This window comes from Rhodanobacter sp. FW104-R8, assembly GCF_001617365.1.
Classification (GTDB): domain Bacteria; phylum Pseudomonadota; class Gammaproteobacteria; order Xanthomonadales; family Rhodanobacteraceae; genus Rhodanobacter.
The window spans coordinates 1-19,525 of record NZ_LVJR01000012.1 but is presented as its reverse complement, the minus strand read 5'-3'; the positions used below and the strand labels follow the sequence as shown (position 1 = coordinate 19,525).

At 69.9% G+C, this 19,525-nt stretch carries 18 protein-coding genes and 1 tRNA gene; 6 read left to right on the top strand and 13 right to left on the bottom strand.

Features of this window, described 5'->3' with window-relative positions; all coding sequences use genetic code 11:
- The first annotated feature begins 31 nt into the window (after positions 1–31).
- Both uvrB and RHOFW104R8_RS02845 read left to right on the top strand, forming a co-directional pair.
- Positions 32–2,056 (top strand): excinuclease ABC subunit UvrB, encoded by a 2,025-nt coding sequence (gene uvrB, locus RHOFW104R8_RS02850; protein WP_068096129.1) that lies wholly within the window; start codon positions 32–34, stop codon positions 2,054–2,056.
- Between the two features lie 87 nt (positions 2,057–2,143).
- A tRNA-Val gene (locus RHOFW104R8_RS02845) sits at positions 2,144–2,218 on the top strand.
- Between the two features lie 309 nt (positions 2,219–2,527).
- Here RHOFW104R8_RS02845 and RHOFW104R8_RS02840 read toward each other — a convergent pair.
- Together RHOFW104R8_RS02840 and RHOFW104R8_RS02835 are read right to left on the bottom strand one after the other, a co-directional pair.
- Positions 2,528–2,845 carry a hypothetical protein gene (locus tag RHOFW104R8_RS02840; protein WP_068096127.1) on the bottom strand — a complete coding sequence of 106 codons (318 nt, stop codon included), beginning with the start codon at positions 2,843–2,845 and terminating at the stop codon, positions 2,528–2,530.
- Positions 2,846–2,931: 86 nt separating this feature from the next.
- The gene (locus RHOFW104R8_RS02835) at positions 2,932–3,213 is read right to left on the bottom strand and encodes a hypothetical protein (RefSeq protein WP_068096125.1); all 282 of its coding nucleotides are present in this window, start codon (positions 3,211–3,213) and stop codon (positions 2,932–2,934) included.
- A gap of 263 nt (positions 3,214–3,476) precedes the next feature.
- Here RHOFW104R8_RS02835 and dapD point away from each other — a divergent pair, with 263 nt between their 5' ends.
- The 4 genes from dapD to dapE are packed head-to-tail and all read left to right on the top strand — an operon-like array spanning position 3,477 to position 6,365.
- The gene (gene dapD, locus RHOFW104R8_RS02830; protein WP_068096123.1) at positions 3,477–4,304 is read left to right on the top strand and encodes a 2,3,4,5-tetrahydropyridine-2,6-dicarboxylate N-succinyltransferase; all 828 of its coding nucleotides are present in this window, start codon (positions 3,477–3,479) and stop codon (positions 4,302–4,304) included.
- A 27-nt stretch (positions 4,305–4,331) separates the two neighbouring features.
- Positions 4,332–4,799 carry a hypothetical protein gene (locus RHOFW104R8_RS02825; RefSeq protein WP_068096121.1) on the top strand — a complete coding sequence of 156 codons (468 nt, stop codon included), beginning with the start codon at positions 4,332–4,334 and terminating at the stop codon, positions 4,797–4,799.
- The gene (locus RHOFW104R8_RS02820) at positions 4,796–5,152 is read left to right on the top strand and encodes a Spx/MgsR family RNA polymerase-binding regulatory protein (RefSeq protein WP_068096119.1); all 357 of its coding nucleotides are present in this window, start codon (positions 4,796–4,798) and stop codon (positions 5,150–5,152) included. The genes RHOFW104R8_RS02825 and RHOFW104R8_RS02820 overlap by 4 nt, the downstream gene beginning before the upstream one ends.
- 10 nt (positions 5,153–5,162) lie before the next feature.
- Positions 5,163–6,365 carry a succinyl-diaminopimelate desuccinylase gene (dapE, locus tag RHOFW104R8_RS02815; protein WP_068096117.1) on the top strand — a complete coding sequence of 401 codons (1,203 nt, stop codon included), beginning with the start codon at positions 5,163–5,165 and terminating at the stop codon, positions 6,363–6,365.
- A gap of 29 nt (positions 6,366–6,394) precedes the next feature.
- Here dapE and tatA read toward each other — a convergent pair whose 3' ends face one another.
- The 11 genes from tatA to RHOFW104R8_RS02760 form a co-directional block, all read right to left on the bottom strand.
- Entirely contained in the window at positions 6,395–6,598 is a 204-nt protein-coding gene (tatA, locus tag RHOFW104R8_RS02810) for a twin-arginine translocase TatA/TatE family subunit (protein WP_068096115.1), read from the bottom strand.
- A 15-nt stretch (positions 6,599–6,613) separates the two neighbouring features.
- A complete protein-coding gene (locus RHOFW104R8_RS02805) occupies positions 6,614–7,273 on the bottom strand; it encodes a nitrous oxide reductase accessory protein NosL (protein WP_068096113.1) in 660 nt (219 codons plus the stop codon).
- Positions 7,274–7,283: 10 nt separating this feature from the next.
- Entirely contained in the window at positions 7,284–8,117 is an 834-nt protein-coding gene (locus RHOFW104R8_RS02800) for an ABC transporter permease (protein ID WP_068096111.1), read from the bottom strand.
- Complete coding sequence (locus RHOFW104R8_RS02795) at positions 8,114–9,046, bottom strand: ABC transporter ATP-binding protein (protein ID WP_068096109.1); 933 nt, start codon at positions 9,044–9,046, stop codon at positions 8,114–8,116. Before RHOFW104R8_RS02795 ends, RHOFW104R8_RS02800 begins: the two co-directional genes overlap by 4 nt.
- Positions 9,030–10,316 carry a nitrous oxide reductase family maturation protein NosD gene (locus RHOFW104R8_RS02790; RefSeq protein ID WP_068096107.1) on the bottom strand — a complete coding sequence of 429 codons (1,287 nt, stop codon included), beginning with the start codon at positions 10,314–10,316 and terminating at the stop codon, positions 9,030–9,032. Before RHOFW104R8_RS02790 ends, RHOFW104R8_RS02795 begins: the two co-directional genes overlap by 17 nt.
- Before the next feature lie 56 nt (positions 10,317–10,372).
- A complete protein-coding gene (gene nosZ / locus RHOFW104R8_RS02785; protein WP_068096104.1) occupies positions 10,373–12,304 on the bottom strand; it encodes a TAT-dependent nitrous-oxide reductase in 1,932 nt (643 codons plus the stop codon).
- A gap of 30 nt (positions 12,305–12,334) precedes the next feature.
- Entirely contained in the window at positions 12,335–14,530 is a 2,196-nt protein-coding gene (locus RHOFW104R8_RS02780; RefSeq protein ID WP_068096102.1) for a NosR/NirI family protein, read from the bottom strand.
- Positions 14,530–15,597 carry an FAD:protein FMN transferase gene (locus tag RHOFW104R8_RS02775; protein ID WP_068096100.1) on the bottom strand — a complete coding sequence of 356 codons (1,068 nt, stop codon included), beginning with the start codon at positions 15,595–15,597 and terminating at the stop codon, positions 14,530–14,532. The genes RHOFW104R8_RS02780 and RHOFW104R8_RS02775 overlap by 1 nt, the downstream gene beginning before the upstream one ends.
- A gap of 54 nt (positions 15,598–15,651) precedes the next feature.
- Positions 15,652–16,716 carry an NAD(P)/FAD-dependent oxidoreductase gene (locus RHOFW104R8_RS02770; RefSeq protein WP_068096098.1) on the bottom strand — a complete coding sequence of 355 codons (1,065 nt, stop codon included), beginning with the start codon at positions 16,714–16,716 and terminating at the stop codon, positions 15,652–15,654.
- A 67-nt stretch (positions 16,717–16,783) separates the two neighbouring features.
- Complete coding sequence (locus tag RHOFW104R8_RS17980; protein ID WP_068096096.1) at positions 16,784–17,572, bottom strand: toll/interleukin-1 receptor domain-containing protein; 789 nt, start codon at positions 17,570–17,572, stop codon at positions 16,784–16,786.
- 173 nt (positions 17,573–17,745) lie between these two features.
- On the bottom strand, positions 17,746–19,525 hold a 1,780-nt coding region (locus RHOFW104R8_RS02760), incomplete at its 5' end, for a penicillin acylase family protein (RefSeq protein ID WP_068205423.1).

Below are 19,525 nucleotides of genomic sequence, written 5' to 3'. Positions count from 1 at the left end.
AAATGACCTGCCGCGCCCACACCTGTAGCCGATGACCGACCGCTTCCAACTCGCCGCTCCCTACCAACCCGCCGGCGACCAGCCGCAGGCGATCGCACGGCTGGCCGAGGGCTTCGAGGCCGGCCTGGCCGCGCAGACCCTGCTCGGCGTGACCGGCTCGGGCAAGACCTACACCATCGCGAACGTGATCGAGCGCATCCAGCGTCCGACCATCGTGATGGCGCCGAACAAGACGCTGGCAGCGCAGTTGTACGGCGAGTTCCGCGAGTTCTTCCCGCACAACGCGGTGGAGTACTTCGTCAGCTACTACGACTACTACCAGCCGGAAGCCTACGTGGTGGCGTCGGACACCTTCATCGAGAAGGACTCCTCGATCAACGAGCACATCGAGCAGATGCGCCTGTCGGCGACCAAAGCGCTGTTGTCGCGGCGGGATTCGATCATCGTCGCCACGGTGTCGGCGATCTACGGCCTCGGCAATCCGGAGGACTACCTGTCGCTGCGGCTGATCCTGGCCAAGGGCGAGCGCATCGACCAGCGCAAGCTGATCCACCAGCTCACCGAACTGCAATACACCCGCAACGAGCTGGAACTGCGTCGCGGCACCTACCGCGTGCGCGGCGAGATCATCGACGTGTTCCCCGCCGAGTCGGAGACCGAGGCGCTGCGCATCGAGCTGTTCGACGGCGAAGTGGAGAACATGGTGCTGTTCGATCCGCTCACCGGCGAGACGATCCGCAAGGTGCAACGCTATACGGTCTACCCGCGCACGCACTACGCCAGCACGCGCGAAAGCGTGCTCAACGCGATCGAGACGATCAAGGTCGAGCTGAAGGAACGGCTGGAGCTGCTGTACCGCGAGAACAAGCTGGTCGAGGCGCAGCGGCTGGACCAGCGCACCCGCTTCGACCTGGAGATGATGGCCGAGGTGGGCTACTGCCAGGGCATCGAGAACTACTCGCGCCACCTGACCCGGCGTGCGCCGGGCGAGCCGCCGCCCACGCTGTTCGACTACCTGCCGGCCGACGGCCTGCTGGTGGTGGACGAATCGCACGTCACCGTGCCGCAGCTGGGCGCGATGTACAAGGGCGACCGCTCGCGCAAGGAGACCCTGGTGGAGTTCGGTTTCCGGCTGCCGTCGGCGATGGACAACCGGCCGCTGCGCTTCGAGGAGTGGGAAGAGCGCGTGCCGCGGGCGATCTACGTCTCCGCCACCCCGCGCGACTACGAGTTGCGCAAGTCCGGCGACGCGGTGACCGAACTGGTGGTGCGCCCGACCGGCCTGGTCGATCCGGAAGTGGAGGTGCGCCCGGTGCGCACCCAGGTCGACGACCTGCTCAGCGAGGTGCACAAGCGCGTGGCGATCGGCGACCGCGTGCTGGTCACCACGCTGACCAAGCGGATGGCCGAGAACCTCACCGAGTATCTGGCCGAGCACGACGTGAAGGTGCGCTACCTGCACTCGGACATCGAGACGGTGGAGCGCAGCGAGATCATCCGCGACCTGCGCCTGGGCGAGTTCGACGTGCTGGTCGGCATCAACCTGCTGCGCGAAGGGCTGGACATGCCCGAGGTGTCGCTGGTGGCGATCCTCGACGCCGACAAGGAGGGCTTCCTGCGCTCCACCGGCTCGCTGATCCAGACCATCGGCCGCGCCGCCCGCAACGTGCGCGGCAAGGCGATCCTCTATGCCGACGAGGTGACCCGCTCGATGCGGGCGGCGATGGACGAGACCGCCCGCCGCCGCGAGAAGCAGATGGCCTGGAACGAGGCCAACGGCATCACGCCCAAGACCGTGGTGCGGCGCATCGCCGATATCATGGAAGGCGCGCGCAGCGAGGCGGGCAATCGCCGTGGCGGCAAATCCTCGACGCGCGGTCGTGCCGCGGTGGCCGAGCCTGCCGCCGAGTACGCCGGACTCAGTCCCCAGCAGGCGGCCGGTACGATCAGGAAACTCGAGGCGCAGATGTACAAGCACGCGCAGAACCTCGAGTTCGAGGACGCCGCCCGTCTGCGCGACCAGATCCACCAGTTGCGCGAACAGGCCCTGCGCTGAGTCGGCAACGGGGCCGCCTGCGGGATATTGTCCGGTGCCGGCAGCTCCCGTATACTGCGCGGCTCGCGTAGCTGGTTTGCGCGATACGGGCGGTTAGCTCAGCGGTAGAGCACTACCTTGACATGGTAGGGGTCACAAGTTCGATCCTTGTACCGCCCACCACCTTGAGTCCAGCAACGGCGCGGCTTTCGGGCTTGGCGCCGTTTCTGCTTCTTGCGGCTGCTGACTCCGAACTGACCTGTGAAGCCGGGGCACGCCATCGTCCGGATCGGCGTTCCAGGCGTCCGGCGCTCCGCGGGGCTGCCCGAGGTGGGCTGGGTTGAACGCGGCGTACCGCCCGTCATGGCCGCCACCTCCTCTCCCTTGCTCGTCACCGATTCGCCCCGGCGCATCCCTGTCCGTTACGTTGCGGTGACGCGACTCCGAGGCAACAATGATGCCGTAGCCCGTTGGGACGAAGCACGCCGGCGACTACCTGTTTGCGCGCTGACGCCGGCGTTTCCAGCGCAGCCAGCGCCGTTCCGTCCAGACCAGGGCCCGCCCCATCGGGCGGCGCAGGAAAGGAAGGTCCTGGGCCAGCAGCAACAGGCCGAGCGGCAGCATCCACAGGCCGAGGATCGGCAGGATGCTGAAAACCCCGCCCACCACGAGCAGCAGCCCCACGGGGAGGCGCACCCAGCGCGCCGAGGGCGAGCGCAGCCGGCGAACCCACCGGCCGACACCCTTCGGCAGCTCCCGTTCCAGACGGTCGAGTCGCCGGTCCAGTCTTTCCTTGTCTTTGTCGTTCATGCCTCGCGGGCAACCGTCGCCTGAGCCGGGGCCATCGTATCGGCAAACCGGTGCCTCCCACCCGCAACGGGCCGGTGGATGGGGGCCTACTCGTCCTCCGTCGAAGCGGGCGACAGGTAGTTCGGGTCTTCCGAATCGCGCGCGTGGCGGATGGCGTTGCGCAGGCGAAGGTCGAGATGGTCGAAATCGAGGATGACCTTGCCGGAGTGGACGGCCTTGACGGCCGACATCGGCACCACGAAGTCGCCGGCGTTCTCGATGTAGACCAGCAGCTCGGGCAGCCCGTGCCGGATCTCGCGGACGGAGCCGATGCCTTCGCAGCCGTCGGCGACGAAAACCATGGAACCCTCGTTGATCTGCTCGCGCATGTCTCGATTCTCCGGGGCGGGTGGGCGGAGGGGCGCCGCATGGCGGGCCGCGGCGCATGATGGGCACAGCTGTCGTCTTGGAGCGGTGAAAGGCCACGTTCCGTACCCGGCTGGCCGCGCCTGGGTCGCGGCTTCCGGGCCGGCTGTGAAAGAATGGAGGCCTGCCATCGTGGATGGCCGAACCCGACCGTGGCCGCCACCGCCGCGGCATGTACCCCCGACGGCCGTCGCGCTCGACGGCCGTCTCCAAGCGAACGAGCCCCATGCAAGCCATCGAAACCCTGATCGACGACGCCTTCGAGCGCCGCAACGCGCTCACCCAGGCCGAGATCGAAACCCACCTGCGGCCGGCCATCGGCCAGGTCCTCGACCTGCTCGAATCCGGCGAGCGCCGCGTCGCCGAACCGGACGGCCGCGGCGGCTGGACGGTGAACCAATGGATCAAGAAGGCGGTGCTGCTGTACTTCCGCATCAACGACAACCGCGTGGTCGACGGCGGCCCGGCGCAGGCGTTCGACAAGGTGCCGCTGCGCTTCGCCCACGGCAACGATGAGGAACTGCAGCGGCTCGGCGCGCGCGTGGTGCCCGGCGCGCTGGTGCGCCGCGGCGCGCATATCGCGAAGGACGCGGTGCTGATGCCCAGTTACGTCAACATCGGCGCCTACGTGGGCGCCGGCAGCATGGTCGACACCTGGGCCACGGTCGGTTCCTGTGCGCAGATCGGCGCGGGCGTGCACCTGTCCGGCGGCGTCGGCATCGGCGGCGTGCTGGAGCCGCTGCAGGCCAACCCCACCATCATCGAGGACGGCTGCTTCATCGGCGCGCGCTCCGAAGTGGTCGAGGGCGTGGTGGTGGAGAAGGGCAGCGTGATCGGCATGGGCGTGTTCCTCGGCCAGTCCACCCGCATCTACAACCGCGCCACGGGTGAAACCAGCTACGGCCGCGTGCCCGCCGGCAGCGTGGTGGTGGCCGGCAGCCTGCCGTCGAAGGACGGCAGCCACAGCCTGTACGCGGCGATCATCGTCAAGCAGGTCGACGAGAAGACCCGCGGCAAGACTTCGATCAACGACTTGCTGCGGAGCGGCGAGTGAGGCAACAGGACCACGGGGGAGGCGGGGATGGAGAAGATTTCGTACGGGGGCACTTTTTTCGTCAAGGTCGTATTCCCCGTGTTCTGGTTCGTGTTCCTCACGCTGTTCCTGCTCGTCGGCGCGGTCAGCGGTGACTGGAAACAGCCGATGTTTGTGCTCCAGCCGCTGCTCATGATGGCCTTCGGCTACTTCCTGTTCCGCAAGCTGGTATGGAATCTTGCCGATGAAGTGCGCGATGGCGGCAGCTACCTGCTGGTGCGCAAGGGCTCCGTGGAGCAGCGGGTACCGTTGGCGAACGTGATGAACGTGAGCATGAGCCAGTTCACCAATCCGAAGCGATTGACGCTGCGCCTTCGCAAGCCTTGCGAATTCGGCGACGAAATCACCTTCATACCGCGGTTGCCGTTCCTTCAGTTCAACCCGTTCGCATGCAACGCCATCGCTGAAAACCTGATGCGTCGCGTCGATGATGCCCGGCGAGGCGAACCAGCATGACCACGATCCATGGCCTGCCCACCTGCGACACCTGCCGCAAGGCGCGCAACTGGCTGGACCGCTTCCAGGTGCCGTACACGTTCGTGGACTACCGCGCCACCCCGGTGCCGGCGGCGACGCTGAAGGACTGGGCGGCGCAGCTCGGCGGCTGGGAGAAGCTGGTCAACAAGTCGTCCACCACCTGGCGCAACCTGCTGCCGCAGCGCAAGAACCCCGGCAGCGACCCGGAGTGGACCTTGCTGCTGAAGGAACATCCCGCGCTGATCCGCCGCCCGGTGGTGCTCAAGGAGGACGGCAGCGTCAGCGTGGGCTTCACCGACAACGGCTTCAAGAAGCTGTTCGGCAAGCCGTGAGCACGCCTCGATGAGTGAAGTTCTCGACCTTGCCCGTGACCTGATCCGCCGCCGCTCGGTGACGCCCGAGGATGCCGGCTGCCTGCCGCTGATCGGCGGGCGCCTGCAACATGCCGGTTTCCGCGTCGAGCATCTGCGCTACGGCGACGTGGACAACCTGTGGGCCACGCACGGCACGGACGGCCCCACACTGATCTTCCTCGGCCATACCGACGTGGTGCCGAGCGGCCCGGAAGCGGCATGGCAGAGCCCGCCGTTCGAGCCGACCATCCGCGATGGCGATGGCTTTTGCGTTCGTCCTGACCGCGAGCATCAAAAAGCCGCCATCCGTGGCCGCACTCCTCACCTGTACGGCCGCGGCGCCGCCGACATGAAGGGCTCGGTGGCGGCGATGGTGGTGGCGCTGGAGCGGTTCGTGGCGGCGCATCCCGACCATCGCGGCCGGGTCGGCCTGCTGCTGACCAGCGACGAGGAAGGCCCGACCAACCTCGACGGCGTGCGCAAGGTGGCCGAACGCTTCCGTGCCGGCGGCGAGCGCATCGACTGGTGCGTGGTGGGCGAGCCGTCGGCGAAGGAACGGCTGGGCGACCTGATCCGCGTGGGCCGGCGCGGCTCGCTGTCCGGCACGCTCGTCGTGCGCGGGGTGCAGGGCCACGTGGCGTATCCCGAGAAGGCGCTGAACCCGATCCATGCCTTTGCCCCCGCGCTGGCGGAACTCGCCGCCGAGCGCTGGGACGCGGGCAACGCGGATTTCCCGCCCACCTCGTTCCAGGTCTCCAACCTCAACGCGGGCACCGGCGCCAACAACGTGATCCCGGGCGAACTCAGCGCGCTGGTCAACTTCCGCTACTGCACCGCGAGCACGGCGGACGAATTGCGCGCGCGCACCGAGGCGATCCTGCAACGGCACGGCCTGGACTATGCGCTGGACTGGAACCTCTCCGGCGAACCCTTCCTCACCCCGCCCGGCGGCATGCTGCGCGAAACCGTGCTGGCGGTCTGCCGCGAGCTGTGCGGCATCGAGCCGGAGCAGAGCACCGGCGGCGGCACGTCGGACGGCCGCTTCATCGCGCCGCTCGGCGCCGAGGTGATCGAGCTGGGACCGGTCAATGCGACGATCCACAAGGTCGATGAATGCGTGTCGCTGGACGAGCTGGAGCGCCTGCCGCAGCTGTACCACGCCATCTGCGAACGGCTGCTGGCCGCGGCCTGACCTTTCGGCCGGCGGCGGAGTGCTTGGCGTCAGGGCCGCCGTTCGTCGCCGGCCTCCGACGGGATCGCCCGTGGCGCGGCTTCGTCCGGCGGAGTATCCCGGAGTCCCTTGCGAAAGTCGGCGATGGCGCTGCCGAGGTCGCGGCCGGCGTTGCGCAGCTTGCCGGTGCCGAAGACCAGCAGCGCCAGCACGAGCAGCACGATCCAGTGCGAAAAACTGTCGAGTCCGAACATGTGGTGGATTCCCGGTTATGGAAGTGGGTGGGCCGGCCGCGCGTGCAACGTCGGCGGAAGCGGTGGCTGCGAACTGGCCAGCGGGCCCGCGGCTGGCGCGGGTGTGGCCAGGCACTGCAGCGGGCCGCGGGCGCCTGTGGCGGCCCGGGTGGGGCACTGGTAATCCAGTGCAGCCACCAGCGCGGGCGTGACCTCGTCGAAACCGAGCACGGCGCCGCCGTGTTCGTGCACGAAGGCTTCCGCCGCGGCACGGGTGGCGAACGGCGCCAGGGTCGGCCCCATCGAGCCAGGCAGCGGCTGCCAGGCCGCGTAGAAAGCGCGACGCGCGTCGATGAAGCTGACCGCGGCGTGGCTGGGCTGCTGCCAGTCGAGGTGGGCGCTGTCCTGCACGTACAGCTCCAGCAGCGCGGACTGGTTCTCCGGCTGCAGCACGTAGGCGAAGAAATCGCGGGTGGAGTCGAACACCAGCGGCCTGGCGCGGCCGGCCACCCAGGCTTCCGCCCGCGGGCCGGGCGAGCCGTCCAGGTACATGCCGCAGACGGCGCAGGCGTCGTCCGGGTGGGTGTCGACCGCGTGCTGCGCGGGAGCGCGGCCGCCGCCGCAGCCGGCAAGCAGGGCCAGCGCGACGGCCAGTGCGGCCAGTCGGCCGGAGCGGGACGCGGGGCGGGTTCGCATGCGGTTCTCCTCAGACTTCCTTGCGCCGGAACGCGAGCATCGCCCACGCGAACGGCGCCACCGCCCAGGCCAGCATCACCAGGCACAGCAGCAGCGGCGGATAGGCGTGGTGGGCGGTCATGCCGGTCAGCAGGTCGTTGCCGGCGCCGTCGCCCAGCGCGGTGAGGTTGACCAGCCGGAACACGTCGACCGGGTTGAGCAGCAGCAGGTACGGATACACCGCGCGCTCCACCGGGTTGCCGCCGCTGACCACCAGCAGCGCCAACAGCGCGAGGTCGAACAGCACCACGCTGACCAGCCAGCCGATCAGTGCCAGGCCGGCGGCGCGGGACTTGTCGACGGTCTGCACGCTGATCAGGCAGGCCAGTCCGACGAAGCAGGCGCCCAGCAGCGAGGCGCTGAGGATGAAGCGGCCGATGTGCAGCCACGCCTGCAGCGTCTGCGCGGGCGGCTGCATCAGCTGCATGATCGCCACCGCCAGGCCGAAGCCGGCCAGCGTGGCGGCGGCCAGCGCGCCGCAGTGGCCGAGGAACTTGCCGGCGACCAGCTGGCCGCGCGCCAGCGGGTAGCTGAGCATCAGCAGCAGGGTGCCGTCGTCGCGTTCGCCGACGATGGCGTCGTAGGCGATCAGCAGGCCGATCAGCGGGATCACGAAGGCGCCCAGCGTGGTCAGGCTGGCCAGCGTGGCGTCGAACGAGGTGAACCCGACTTGGCCGGCGGCGGCGCTGCCGAACCAGGCGATGCCCAGCGCCAGCAGCGCGAACAGTATGGTGAGCGCCACCGTCCAGCGGTTGCGGAAGTCGTCGCGGAACTCCTTTCCGGCAACGATGAGGATGGTGTTCATGCGCAGGCCTCCGCGGCGGCGGGCCGCTGGCCGGCGCCGAGCCAGTCGTAGAGCTGCGCCAGCGTGGGCTCGCGCACGTCGAGGTCGACCACGGCGGGGTCGGCGAGCAGTTCGCGCAGCATGGGCAGCTTGCCGGCGCGCGGCACCTGCAGTTCCAGCCGGCCGTCGGGCCGCAGCTGCGCGGGCAGGCCGCGCGCGTCCAGCCGGATCAGCAGCCCGTCGACGGCGTGCTGGTGCGGGCGCAGCAGCAGGCGGGCGGGCAGCGCGGCCTGCTCGCCCAGCGCGTTGAGGCTGCCGGCGGCGAGCAGCCGGCCCTGGCGCAGGATCAGCGCGCCGTCGATGTGCGGTTCCAGTTCGGCCAGCAGGTGCGAGGAGATCAGCACGCAGCGCCCGTCCGCACGCAGCTCGCCGACGATGCGGTACAGCTCGCGGGTGGCCTGCGGGTCGAGGCCGGTGGTCGGTTCGTCCAGCAGCACCAGTTCCGGCGAGCCCAGCAGGGCCTGCGCCAGGCCGAGGCGCTGGCGCATGCCCTTGGAGTAGGTGCCGATGCGCCGGTCGGCGGCGTGCGCCAGGCCGACGCGTTCCAGCAGCGCCTGCGCCTGGCCGCGCGGCGCCTGCTTCAGCCGGGCCAGGTAGTCGAGCAGCTCGCGCCCGCTCAGGCTGGCGTAGAAGGTGGCGCTCTCGGGCAGGTAGCCGATGCGCCGGCGCAGCGCGTGCGCGCGCCACGGCGACTGGCCGAGCACGTCGAGGCGGCCGCTGCTGGGTGCGATCAGGCCGAGGATCAGCTTGATCAGGGTCGACTTGCCGGCGCCGTTGTGGCCGAGCAGGCCGATCACCTGGCCGCGCGGCACGCAGGCGCTGACGCCGTCGAGCGCGGCGAGCGTGCCGTAGCGCTTGGCCAGCGCCTCGAATTCAATCGCGTGGTTCATGGTCGGGCCGGAAGGAGGTGGGGGCTTTCATCAGCGGATGGCTGTCCTGCACCGACGGCGGCGTGAACACCGGGAACGCGCGCTGCACGTAGCGCATCAGCAGCACGGCGGGGCTGGACATCAGGTTGCGCGCGGTGGGGTATTTCCACAGCAGCACGTCGACGCCGTCGTTGGGGCGGAACGGGACGTCGCCGATGCCGTCGGCGTCCAGGTCCCAGCCGAGGTAGTCGCTCCAGAAATTGCCGCGGCCGTCCGCCGACCACTCCTGGGCGAGGTTCTGCACGTACTTCACCTGGATGCGGTTGTCCACGAAGCGGTTGCCCCAGAGGCGGTTGTTCTCCGAGCCCGCGGTCACGTGGATGCCGATCTGCGAGTCGGCCACGAGGTTGTCGTGGAGGGTGTTGAACTGCGACAGGTAGACGAACAGCCCCTTGCCCTCGGTGCCGTCGATCAGCCCGCCCTGCGTGTCGCGCAGGCCGTCGACGTGGCGTATCTGGTTGCCGGCGATTTCACTGTGCGAGATGTAGTTGAGCAGGAAGCCGTAGGAATCCTCGTGCTCGGCGGTGTTGCCGATCACCCGCAGGTGGTCGGACGACATCAGCGCGTAGCCGGCGAGGTTGCCGCGACTGACGTTGCCCAGCAGCAGGTTGTGCTGGGAATACATGTAGTGGATGCCGTAGCGCACGTCGTGCACCACGTTGCGCGCGATGGTGTTGTGCGGGCTGACGTAGACGTAGATGCCGTCGCGCGAGCCGGCCACGTCGTTGCCCTCGATGGTGCAGCCGGTGTCGTTCCACAGGTGGATGCCGTCGCCGCGGTCGGCCACGCGCAGCGAGCGCATGCCGCGGATCACGTTGTGCGCCACCCGCACGTCGGCCGCGCCGTCGAGGTAGACGCCGAACAGGCTTTCCTCGATGCGGTTGCCCTCGAGCGTGACCTCGCGCGCCTGGCGTTCGACGAAGATGCCCGCGTTCATCGCGGTGAGGTCGCTGCCGCTGCGGCGGAGGGTCAGCCCGCGCACGGCGACCCGCGCGGCGCCGATGCGCACCACGTCGCCCGAGCCGCCGCCGTCCAGGATGGCGCCGGGCTCGCCGACCAGGGTGATGGGCTTGTCCAGCCGCAGATGCACCGCGTGCACGCCGGCCGGCACGCGGACGGTGGCACCCGGCGCCGCCGCGGCCACGGCCTGCTCCAGTGGCTCGCGCGCATGTGCCGGCGCCGCCAGCGGCAGCGCCAGCGCCAGGACGGCGAGGAGGCGGGGCATGTCCATGGAAGCGGAAGATCCGGCCGTGCCGCCGCGCGCGCTGCGCGGCGGCACGGCGCGGCTCAGGCCTCGACCAGCATCCGCCCGCTCATCTCCATGTGCATCGCATGGCAGAAGAACGTGCAGTAGTACCAGAACACCCCCGCCTTGTCGGCGGTGAAGGTGGCCGAGGCGGTGGCGCCGGGGCTGATCTCCATGTTGATGCCGTAGTTGGTGATGCAGAAGCCGTGGCTGACGTCCTCCACCGCGTCGATGTTGGTCACCACCACCGTCACCTCGTCGCCCTTCTTCACCTTGAAGCTGCCCAGGCCGAAGATCGGCGCGGCCGAGGTCATGTACACGAACACCTTGCGGCCCTCGCGGATGACCTTGCTGTCGGCCAGCACGTTGATGTCGTGGCGCTTGGCCATGGCCACCGTCTCGGCGAAGAAAGGGTCGTCGCGCTCCCAGCTCTTCTTGACTTTGTCGATCAGCAGCCGGCGGTGCAGCAGGATCACGTCGTGCGGCTCGGCGTAGACCGGGCCGTCGGCGACCAGCTTCATGGTCTCGCCGGAGATGTCGATCAGCTGGTCGTTGTCCGGATGCAGCGGGCCAGTGGGCAGGAAGCGGTCCTTGGAGAACTTGTTCAGCGACACCAGCCACTTGCCGTCGGCGTCGCGCGTCTCGCCCATCGAGCTGTGGCAGTGGCCGGGCTGGTAGGCCACGTCGATCTTCTGGCGCAGGTAGTTGACCTTCTTGCCGCCGTGGGCGGCGATCGCGTCCTCGATGTTCCACTTGGCGATCTGGCTGTCGATGAACAGCGTGGTGTAGCCGTTGCCGCGGCCGTCGTAGGCGGTGTGCAAGGGGCCCAGGCCCAGTTCGGGCTCGGCCACCACGGTGTCGCGCGGATCCTTGAGCTTGCCGGCGAACCAGTCGTCGATGCGGCTCCACTCCATCACGGTGACGGTGGGCGAGAGCTTGCCGTTGGCCACCACGTACTTGCCGTCGGGGCTGGCGTTGATGCCGTGCGGGTTCTTCGGGATCGGGATGTAAAGGGTGAACGACGAGCCGTGGCGGCCGTCCAGCACCGGCACCTTCGAGCTTCCGATGGTCTTGAAGTCGCCCTTCTTCACCGCCGCCTCGATGCGCGCGATGTCGAACACCACCACCCAGTCGCGCTCGGCCTGCATCGTGCTGGGCAGGTCCATGCCGCCCTCGCTGTTGTAGCAGGTGGAAATGGCGTACTTGCCGGCGTAGTCGGCCTCGGTGTTGTCCAGGTTGCCGTCCACCAGCACCTGCCAGGCGACCTCCATGGTGTCACCGTCGAGGGCGCTGAACATGGTCTGGTACTTCTTCGGATCGTCGAGGTCGCGGCCGTCGTTCGGCGCCGGGATCAGGAACTCGCCGTTGGCGAACACGTAGCCGGTGCGCGGCGCGCGCTGCACGCGCAGGCCGTGGATCGCCTGCACGTTGGGCACGTCGGTGATGCGGTCGGTGCGCATCACGTCGCAGCGGATGCGCGCCACGCGGGTGTGCGCCTTGTCGTTGATGAAGATGTAGCGGCCGTCGTAGTGGCCGTCAGTCTGGCTCATGTGCGGGTGGTGGCAGTCGCCGCCGGGCGGGAAGTTCGGCCCGAGCACGCGCTTGCTCTCGTTGGTGACGCCCCAGCCGATGGTGAAGTCGGGGTTGAATACCGGGATGCGCATCAGCTCGCGCATCGAGGGCACGCCGACGATGCGCACCTCGCCGGACTGACCGCCGCTCCAGAAGCCGTAGTACTCGTCGAGCTGGCCGGGCGGCACGTGGTCGGAGAGTTCGCCGGCGGCCGCGGCCGCCTTGGCCGGTCCGGCCGTGCCGACCTGGTCACCCTTGCGGCCGCAGCCCGCCAGCGCCAGTCCCGCCGCGCCGGCGAGGCTGGCCAGCGCGCTGGTCTTCATGAAGTTGCGGCGCGCTGGGTTGCCCGGTTCCACGGACTGGCCGGACTGGCCGGATTTGTTGCTCGATTCGTCGTGCATGGCATTCCATCCCTTCGGACAGGTGGTGGGTCAGTCGGCGAGCTTCGCCGGCTCGCGGGTTTCCGGCGTCGCCGCCGGGGTGATCGTCAGTACCGGGGTGGGCAGCGGCCGCGCGGCGCGCTCGCGCTTCTTGCGGCGCTCCACCAGCGGTGGGCATTTCTGGTCGTTGGCGTAGGTGACCTGGCAATCCAGGCAGTAGTGGCATTCGTTGAAGTTGATCTGGCCGATGGCGTTGATCGCCTTCACCTCGCACTCGTTGGCGCAGATCTGGCAGGGGCGGCCGCACTCGCGCCGGCGGCGCAGCCACTCGAACAGGTGGAAGCGGCCGGACACCGCCAGCCCGGCGCCCAGCGGGCACACGTAGCGGCAGTAGAACTTGTTGTTGAACGCCGACACCGCCACCAGCGCCACCGCGTAGAGCACGTAGCTCCAGGAGCGGGCGAAGTGCAGGTTGATCGCGGTCTTGAACGGCTCGACCTCGGCGTAGTGCTCGGCCATGTTGAGCGACTGCAGCGACATCCCGAACAGCACCAGCAGGATGATGTACTTGATCGCCCACAGCCGCTCGTGCAGGTACTGGGGCACCTCGAACTGCGGCACGCGCAGCCGGCGCGCCAGCTTGTTCACCAGCACCTGCAGCGCGCCGAACGGGCACAGCCAGCCGCAGTAGATGCCGCGCCCGAGCAGCAGCAGGGTGGCGGCCACGAACACCCACAGGATGAACACCAGCGGGTCCATCAGGAACGTGGACCAGTGGAAGCCGTGCAGCACCGCCTGGATGAAGGTGAGGATGTTCACCACCGACAGCTGCGCCAGCCCGTACCAGCCGATGAACACCAGCGTGTAGACGAGGAAGCCCACGCGCAGGCGTTCGAGCAGGTGCGGGCGTGTCACGATCCAGTCCTGGAACATCAGGATCAGCGTGAGCACGGTGAGCCCGGCCAGCAGCAGCGCGATGTCGATGCGGCGGCCGTACCAGATCTTCTGCCACAGCGGCGCGTTGGCCGGCAGCGCGTCGGCCGGTTCCTCGGCGGTGGCGTCCGGCCGCGTGGTGTAGGCCGTCGGCATGCGGTAGTTGCGGGTGAAGGTGTGGTAGATGCTCTGCAGCGGGCCGACCTGGCGGTTCACCATCAGCTGCAGCGTCCACGGCCGGGTCGCATCGAAGCCGCTGACGCTATGGCGCACGATGAAGATCGCCTGCTCGGCGAAGGCCGGCTTGCCGCGCAGCGGGGTGTCGTTCATCGACACCAGGTCGGTGTCCTTGAACAGCACCAGCTTGCCGTCCTGCAGCAGGTGCACGCGGTCGAAGATGCCGCCGCGCACGTAGCCCACGCCCTTGAACGAGTAGATGCCGTTGGCCATCACCGCGACCGCCGAATCGCCGGGCTTGAGCTGCTTCATCAGGTCGGCGTGGGCCACGTCGCCGAGCAGGTTGCGGCCCACCGTGGGCGGGGTGACGTCGGCGAAGTACAGGTCGATGAAGCTGTCCGCGCCGTGGCCGGGCGCCGGCGCGGTGGGGTCGTCGACCAGGCCGCTTTCCGGCTGGCCCTTGAAGGCGTCGGTGATCGCCTGCCGCGCCAGCTGCAGGTGGCCGATCGCGCCGTTGCCGGTCAGCGCCTGCCAGTCGGCCGGAACGAAGTAGTCGCTGCGGACCTGCGCGGCGGCCGCGCCGGCGTCGGCTGAGCCGGCGATCAGCCGGCGCGAGGCGGCCACCTTCAGCGCCGAGTTCATGATCGTCTCGTTGGCCACCATCGAGGTCACCGTGGCGCTGCTGATGGCGTCGATGCGCACGCTGCCGCTGCCGCCGCCGCCGACCACGATGCGGTCGTCCACGCGGTGGCCGACGTAGCGGGCCACGAAGTCGTACAGCTTCTGCACCGGGATGCCGACCAGCAGGATCGGCTCGTGCTGCTCCAGCACGCGGGCGTCGCGGATGGTGCCGTCGGCGCCGATCGACACCAGCATGTTGATCGGCGCGCCGGAGTAGGCCGGCACCGGCGCCACCATCACCGTCTCGAACACGTAGCCGACCACCTTGTCGCCGCGGTACACGGCCGCCGCGGGCGGGGTACCCTCGACGTCACCGAAGCGGTCGGCGTCGGGGAACACCTGGTGCAGCTGCGGGAAGCGGGCGTCGATGCCGGCCAGCGCCGCCGAGGCGGGCGCCAGCAACAGCAGCGCGAGCAGCAGCCTTGCGATGAGGGAGCGGGGGCGTGCGTCGCGCATCAGGCCAGCTCCGCCGTGCCTGCGATCAGCGGCAGTTCGCGCGAGCGCCAGCGTTGCTCGCCGTCGCGCGAGAACGCCAGCCACTGGTGGTCCTGCGCCGCCATCAGCGCGGACAGCTGCGGCAGCTCCAGCGAGAACGCCGCCGTGCTCATGCCGTCGGCCAGCACCGAGCGCCGTGCCACCACGGTCATGCTGGAATAACCTTGCGGCGACCAGCCGGTGCGTGGGTTGACGATGTGGAACAGGCGCCGGTCGGTGGAGAAGAACACGCGGTAGTTGCCGGAGGTCGACAGCGCCGCGTTGCGCACCTGCACCACCGCCGCCACCCGGCCCGTGTCGCGCGGATCGACGATGCCGACGCTCCAGTGCCGCTCGGGATCGTTGCCGCAGATCGCCTGGATGTCGCCGCCGGCGTCGATCAGGCCGTACTCGATGCCCGCCGCGCGCAGCGCCGCGATGCCCTGGTCGACCACGTGGCCCTTGGCGATGCCGTCCAGGGTGACCGCCATGCCCGGCCGCAGCAGCCGCGCGCCGCGCGCGTCCAGCGCGAGGTCGCGCCAGCCCACCAGCTGTTCGCGGTGCTCGACCGTGCGGCGTGCGGGTGCGTCGATGCCGGATGCCCCGCGCAGCGTCTCAAAATAGCGCAGCACCGGCAGCACGGTGACGTCGAACGCGCCCCCGGTGAGCGCCGACAGCGACAGCGCCTCGCGCAGCACCGCCTGCAGGTTCGACGGCACCAGCGCCAGCCGGCCGTCGCGGTTCAGCCGCGACAGCGGGCTGGCCGGGTCGAAGCGGGTCAGCTCGGCGGCCGTCGCGGCCATGCGCGCAAAGGCCGCCTCGATCGCCGCGCCCGCTGCCTGCACGTCGTCGCACAGGCAGGTGACCGCCACCGAGGTCTGCATCAGCGTGCGTTCGCGGCGCACCTGCCACAGGTTCTGCCTGCGCTTGAGCACCGCCCAGCCGCCGCTGGCCAGCAGGCCGCCGGCCACGGCAAGCCGGCCGGTCTGCTGCAGCCAGCGGCGACGCTCGGGTGAGCGCAGGTCGCCGGGATCGGAGGAGCGATGCATGGGGTGCCTCCCGTGGCGGTGAGCGTGTGGGCGTGACGAAGGCGAGGCGCGGGTTCAGGCCGCCGCAACGGCCACCCGTGGCGGCGGATGCGCGGCGTCGTCGCGCACGCCCAGGCGCCGCTGCAGCGCCGGGCTGGTGGTCGTGTACTGCAGGTTCGCCTTGTCGCCGGGATGCAGGTGCGCATGCGCGGCGAACGCGCACAGCGCCGTCTCGTGGAAGCCGGAGAGGATCAGCTTCTTCTTGCCCGGGTAGGTATTGATGTCGCCCACGGCGAAGACGCCGGGCGCGGAGGTCTGGAACGTCGACGGGTCCACCACCAGCTGCTGGCGTTCCAGGGCCAGCCCCCAGTCGGCGATCGGCCCCAGCGCGGGATGCAGGCCCCAGAACACCAGCAGGTGCGCAGCCCCGATGCGCTGGACCATGCCGCTGCGCGTGCGCACGCGCACCTGCGCAAGCGCCCCATCGGCCGTCTCCAGGCCCACGATGTCGCCTTCGCACAGCTGCATGCGGCCCTCGTCGCACAGCGCCTGCATGCGCGCCACGCTGGCCGGCGCCGCGCGGAAACTGGACGAGCGGTGCACCAGCACCAGGCTGCGCGCCCGGTCGACCAGGGCCAGCGCCCAGTCCAGCGCCGCATCGCCGCCGCCGGCGATCACGATGTCCTCGCCGTCGAGCAGCGCCGGCTGCGCCACCTTGTAGTGCAGCGTGCGGCCCACCAGCGGCGCGGCTTCCGGCAGGTCGAGCGTGCGCGGCGCGAACGCGCCCAGGCCGCCGGCGATGACCACCGCGCCGGCATCGAACACCAGCCCCCCGCTAGTGCGCAGGCTGAAGCGGCCGTTCGCCAGGCGCTCCAGCGAGGTGACGGTGTGGCCCAGGTGGAACTGCGGCGCGAACGGGCGGATCTGCTGCTGCAGGCGCTCGATCAGCTCGCGCCCGCTGCACACTGGCACCGCCGGGATGTCGTAGATCGGCTTGTCCGGGTACAGCTCCATGCATTGCCCGCCGGCATGCGGCACGGCATCGACCACGTGCGCATCCAGCCCCAGCAGGCCCAGCTCGAAAACCTGGAACAGGCCGACCGGGCCCGCGCCGATGATGACGGTATCGCAGCTGATCATGGAATGAATCCGCCGTGTGGACGGTGCGGATCATGCGCGCGCACAAAGGCAGTGCCTTTGACTTCGGTCAGACATGCCCACGGGGTTCGTGCGGTCGAATGCCGCATGGGCGGCCGGGCGCCCCGACCCGCGTATACCGCAACGAATCGCTGCCCGGCGCGCTTGCCTTGCGTGGCGTGCAGGGACGCGTGACCTGTCCGGGAAAGGGGTTGAACCCGAGCCGTGCCTTCGTCCCTGCGTCGGCTGAGCTGGCGGCCGAGTGCGGGGACGAAGGCAGCGGCGATTTCCCGCCGTCTCGTTCCAGGTTTCCGGCTCCAACGCGGGCACCGGCGCGAACCGCGTGATTCCCGGTGCCGGCGCGTGCGTCGGCGGCGATCGGTTCGGTGCGCCCGGTGGTGGGCTGGCCGTCCGCATCCAGCCGGAAAGACAATGCCGGCGCGAAGCGTTCTTCGGCGGCGCGGCCGGGCAGGTCGCTGGCGTCGGGCTCGCCGTCGACGACCAGGAAGAAGATACGATCGGCGTGCCCCATCCGCTTGAACGCCAGCACTTCCGCATTGACCCAGGGCGAGGTTGCCGAGCGCGGCGAGCAGATCACGATCAGGTTCGCCGACTGCGCCAGCCCTCCATCGACCTTGCGGCCGAGATCGGTCGCGCTGGCCAGTTCGTCGCGGTCGCGGAAGATCGGTGCGAGACGGCCGGGGATGACGCCGGCGGTGGTGGTCTGGCCGACCGGCCGTTTCGGGATCGCGCAGGCTTCCAGGGGCTTGTGCAGCCAGCCGGCCCGGGACTTGTCCTGGTGGCTGTGGCTGATGAAGGCGCGATACCGGAAGGCCGGCATCACGGAGGCCTGCGTCATGATGCATCGCACCCCCGCACGGAACTGCGCATTCCCTTGCCGGGAAGTCCCCATTCACCCGGCCGCAGCTCAGGCGCAGGACAGTTGCAGCATCCCGGTAGGCACCGGCGATTTCATGACGATGCCATGCAAAGTGCGATGTGCATTACGTTTACGTGCTGTGCGGCAGCGAATCAATGCCGCGGTTCGAGGACCAGGGTGTGCTGGTCCGGTCCCGGCAGCAGCGGCGTTGGCCGCCCTTTGAACCAGTCGTCATGGCCCGCGCCGAAGTACGGCGACAATGGGTGGTCGCTCTGGCCGCCGGGCATGTTGAGGATGCCGTCGGCCTCGTGGCCGGGCGCCACGTCCAGGTGCTCGGAGGCGCCGAAGCCGGGCGCGGCGACGTGCGGCATGTTGTTGTCGCCGGGGATCGGCTGATCGGGCATGTCGATGAAGCGGTCCAGCCAGGACGGCAGGGCCGCGGACAGCGGGTGGCGGATGCCGGCGCGGTTGCGCTCGCCCCAGCTGCGCGCGGCGAGGCCGCCGGGTCGCCTCCCGAGTTCGTTTGCCACATGGCGGGCGGCGTCGACGAGCAGGGCGTGCCAGTCGGGGTATTTCGGGGCGAGCAGGTGCGCGGGCTGGGCACGCACCAGCGCCCACACGGCCGCCTCGGCGCTGTTCTCGCCGGGCCAGCTGAAGTCGGGGTAGCGTTGCTGCACCCGTGCCGCGAACGGGGTCAGCACGGCTTCGCCGACCCGGTCGCGGAACGCGCGCACCAGCCGGTAGTCCACGCTGTCGACGGCGGCGCGTTCGCGCCAGTGCGCGGTGAGCTGGCGCAACTGCCGCAGCGACGGGTCGGTGCCGTCAGCCAGGGTGTCCTGCAGCAGGCGCTGCCAGGGAGTGAGGAACACGGCGCGGTCGTCGAGCTGGATGTCGAGCAGGCTGCCTGGCGTGAAGCTGGCGCGGGTACGCAGGTCGTCGCGGATCTGCTGCGCGCGGGCGCCGAGATCGTGGCCGCCATTGCCGAGCAAGGCCAGCGCATCGCCGTCGACAGTGCGGTTGTTCGCCGTCCACAGCCGGCCATCGGCGGGATTCTCGAGGCGCGGGTACTGTGCGGGCGCGGCCCAGCCCTGCCAGCCGCTGCCGGGCGCGGACCAGTCCGAGGGCAGCAGCGGGTCGATGCCGGCACGCAACGGGATGCTGTTGCCGGCGATGGTCCAGCCGATGTGCCCGGCACGGTCGGCGACCAGCAGGTTCTGCGGCGGCATGCCGAGCCGCGGCGCCAGATCCAGCGCGCCGGCCACGTCGGTGGCGTGCTCCAGCTGCATCAGCTCGAGGTTGTAGCCGTGCGGCCGGCCGCCGATCCAGGCCAGCGCCAGCGGCGTGCCGTCGGTATCTTCCCCCATGATCGGGCCCCAGCGGGTGTCCTCGACCTTGAGGATGGCGTCGGGGCGGCCCTTGACCTGGAGGTGCTCTTCGTGGGCGTCGATCGTGGCCCAGCCCTCCGGCACCTTGTAGCGGGAAGCGTCGGCAGGATCGCGCCGCACGCGCACCCAGTCCTGCCAGTCGCCGTAGCTGTTGGTGAAGCCCCAGGCGATCTGGCCGTTGGAGCCGACGATGATCGCCGGCGTGCCGGGCAGGCTGACGCCGTTGACGTCGCGCCGGCCGCCTGGCGCGGCGGGGTCGGGGTAGCGCAGGCGGGTGCGGAACCAGATGTTCGGCACGCGCAGTCCCAGGTGCATGTCGTTCGCCAGCAGCGCGGCACCGTTGCCGGTGAGCGTGCCGGCCACCGCGAAGCTGTTGCTGCCGGGGCGCGGCGCGTCCAGCGCCGGCGCCAGCGCGGCGGCCAGCGACGTCGCGGAGACGGCCGTCGTCGGGGCGGCGGTGGACGCGGGCCGCCGCAGGTCGTACACGTCGGCGGCGGGGACCATCGGCGGGCGCGACAGCTGTCCGCTCAGCGGCGCCTCCCAGTCG

Bases quoted from the DNA above. Each gene is read 5' to 3' on its own strand.
- uvrB (WP_068096129.1), top strand. From the start codon at position 32: ATGACCGACCGCTTCCAACTCGCCGCTCCCTACCAACCCGCCGGCGAC.
- RHOFW104R8_RS02835 (WP_068096125.1), bottom strand. From the start codon at position 3,213: ATGCGCGAGCAGATCAACGAGGGTTCCATGGTTTTCGTCGCCGACGGC.
- RHOFW104R8_RS02805 (WP_068096113.1), bottom strand. From the start codon at position 7,273: ATGCGAACCCGCCCCGCGTCCCGCTCCGGCCGACTGGCCGCACTGGCC.
- dapE (WP_068096117.1), top strand. From the start codon at position 5,163: ATGAGTGAAGTTCTCGACCTTGCCCGTGACCTGATCCGCCGCCGCTCG.
- RHOFW104R8_RS02800 (WP_068096111.1), bottom strand. From the start codon at position 8,117: ATGAACACCATCCTCATCGTTGCCGGAAAGGAGTTCCGCGACGACTTC.
- RHOFW104R8_RS02795 (WP_068096109.1), bottom strand. From the start codon at position 9,046: ATGAACCACGCGATTGAATTCGAGGCGCTGGCCAAGCGCTACGGCACG.
- RHOFW104R8_RS02780 (WP_068096102.1), bottom strand. From the start codon at position 14,530: ATGCGCGACGCACGCCCCCGCTCCCTCATCGCAAGGCTGCTGCTCGCG.
- RHOFW104R8_RS02840 (WP_068096127.1), bottom strand. From the start codon at position 2,845: ATGAACGACAAAGACAAGGAAAGACTGGACCGGCGACTCGACCGTCTG.
- RHOFW104R8_RS02820 (WP_068096119.1), top strand. From the start codon at position 4,796: ATGACCACGATCCATGGCCTGCCCACCTGCGACACCTGCCGCAAGGCG.
- RHOFW104R8_RS02775 (WP_068096100.1), bottom strand. From the start codon at position 15,597: ATGCATCGCTCCTCCGATCCCGGCGACCTGCGCTCACCCGAGCGTCGC.
- dapD (WP_068096123.1), top strand. From the start codon at position 3,477: ATGCAAGCCATCGAAACCCTGATCGACGACGCCTTCGAGCGCCGCAAC.
- RHOFW104R8_RS17980 (WP_068096096.1), bottom strand. From the start codon at position 17,572: ATGACGCAGGCCTCCGTGATGCCGGCCTTCCGGTATCGCGCCTTCATC.
- RHOFW104R8_RS02790 (WP_068096107.1), bottom strand. From the start codon at position 10,316: ATGGACATGCCCCGCCTCCTCGCCGTCCTGGCGCTGGCGCTGCCGCTG.
- RHOFW104R8_RS02770 (WP_068096098.1), bottom strand. From the start codon at position 16,716: ATGATCAGCTGCGATACCGTCATCATCGGCGCGGGCCCGGTCGGCCTG.
- tatA (WP_068096115.1), bottom strand. From the start codon at position 6,598: ATGTTCGGACTCGACAGTTTTTCGCACTGGATCGTGCTGCTCGTGCTG.
- RHOFW104R8_RS02825 (WP_068096121.1), top strand. From the start codon at position 4,332: ATGGAGAAGATTTCGTACGGGGGCACTTTTTTCGTCAAGGTCGTATTC.
- nosZ (WP_068096104.1), bottom strand. From the start codon at position 12,304: ATGCACGACGAATCGAGCAACAAATCCGGCCAGTCCGGCCAGTCCGTG.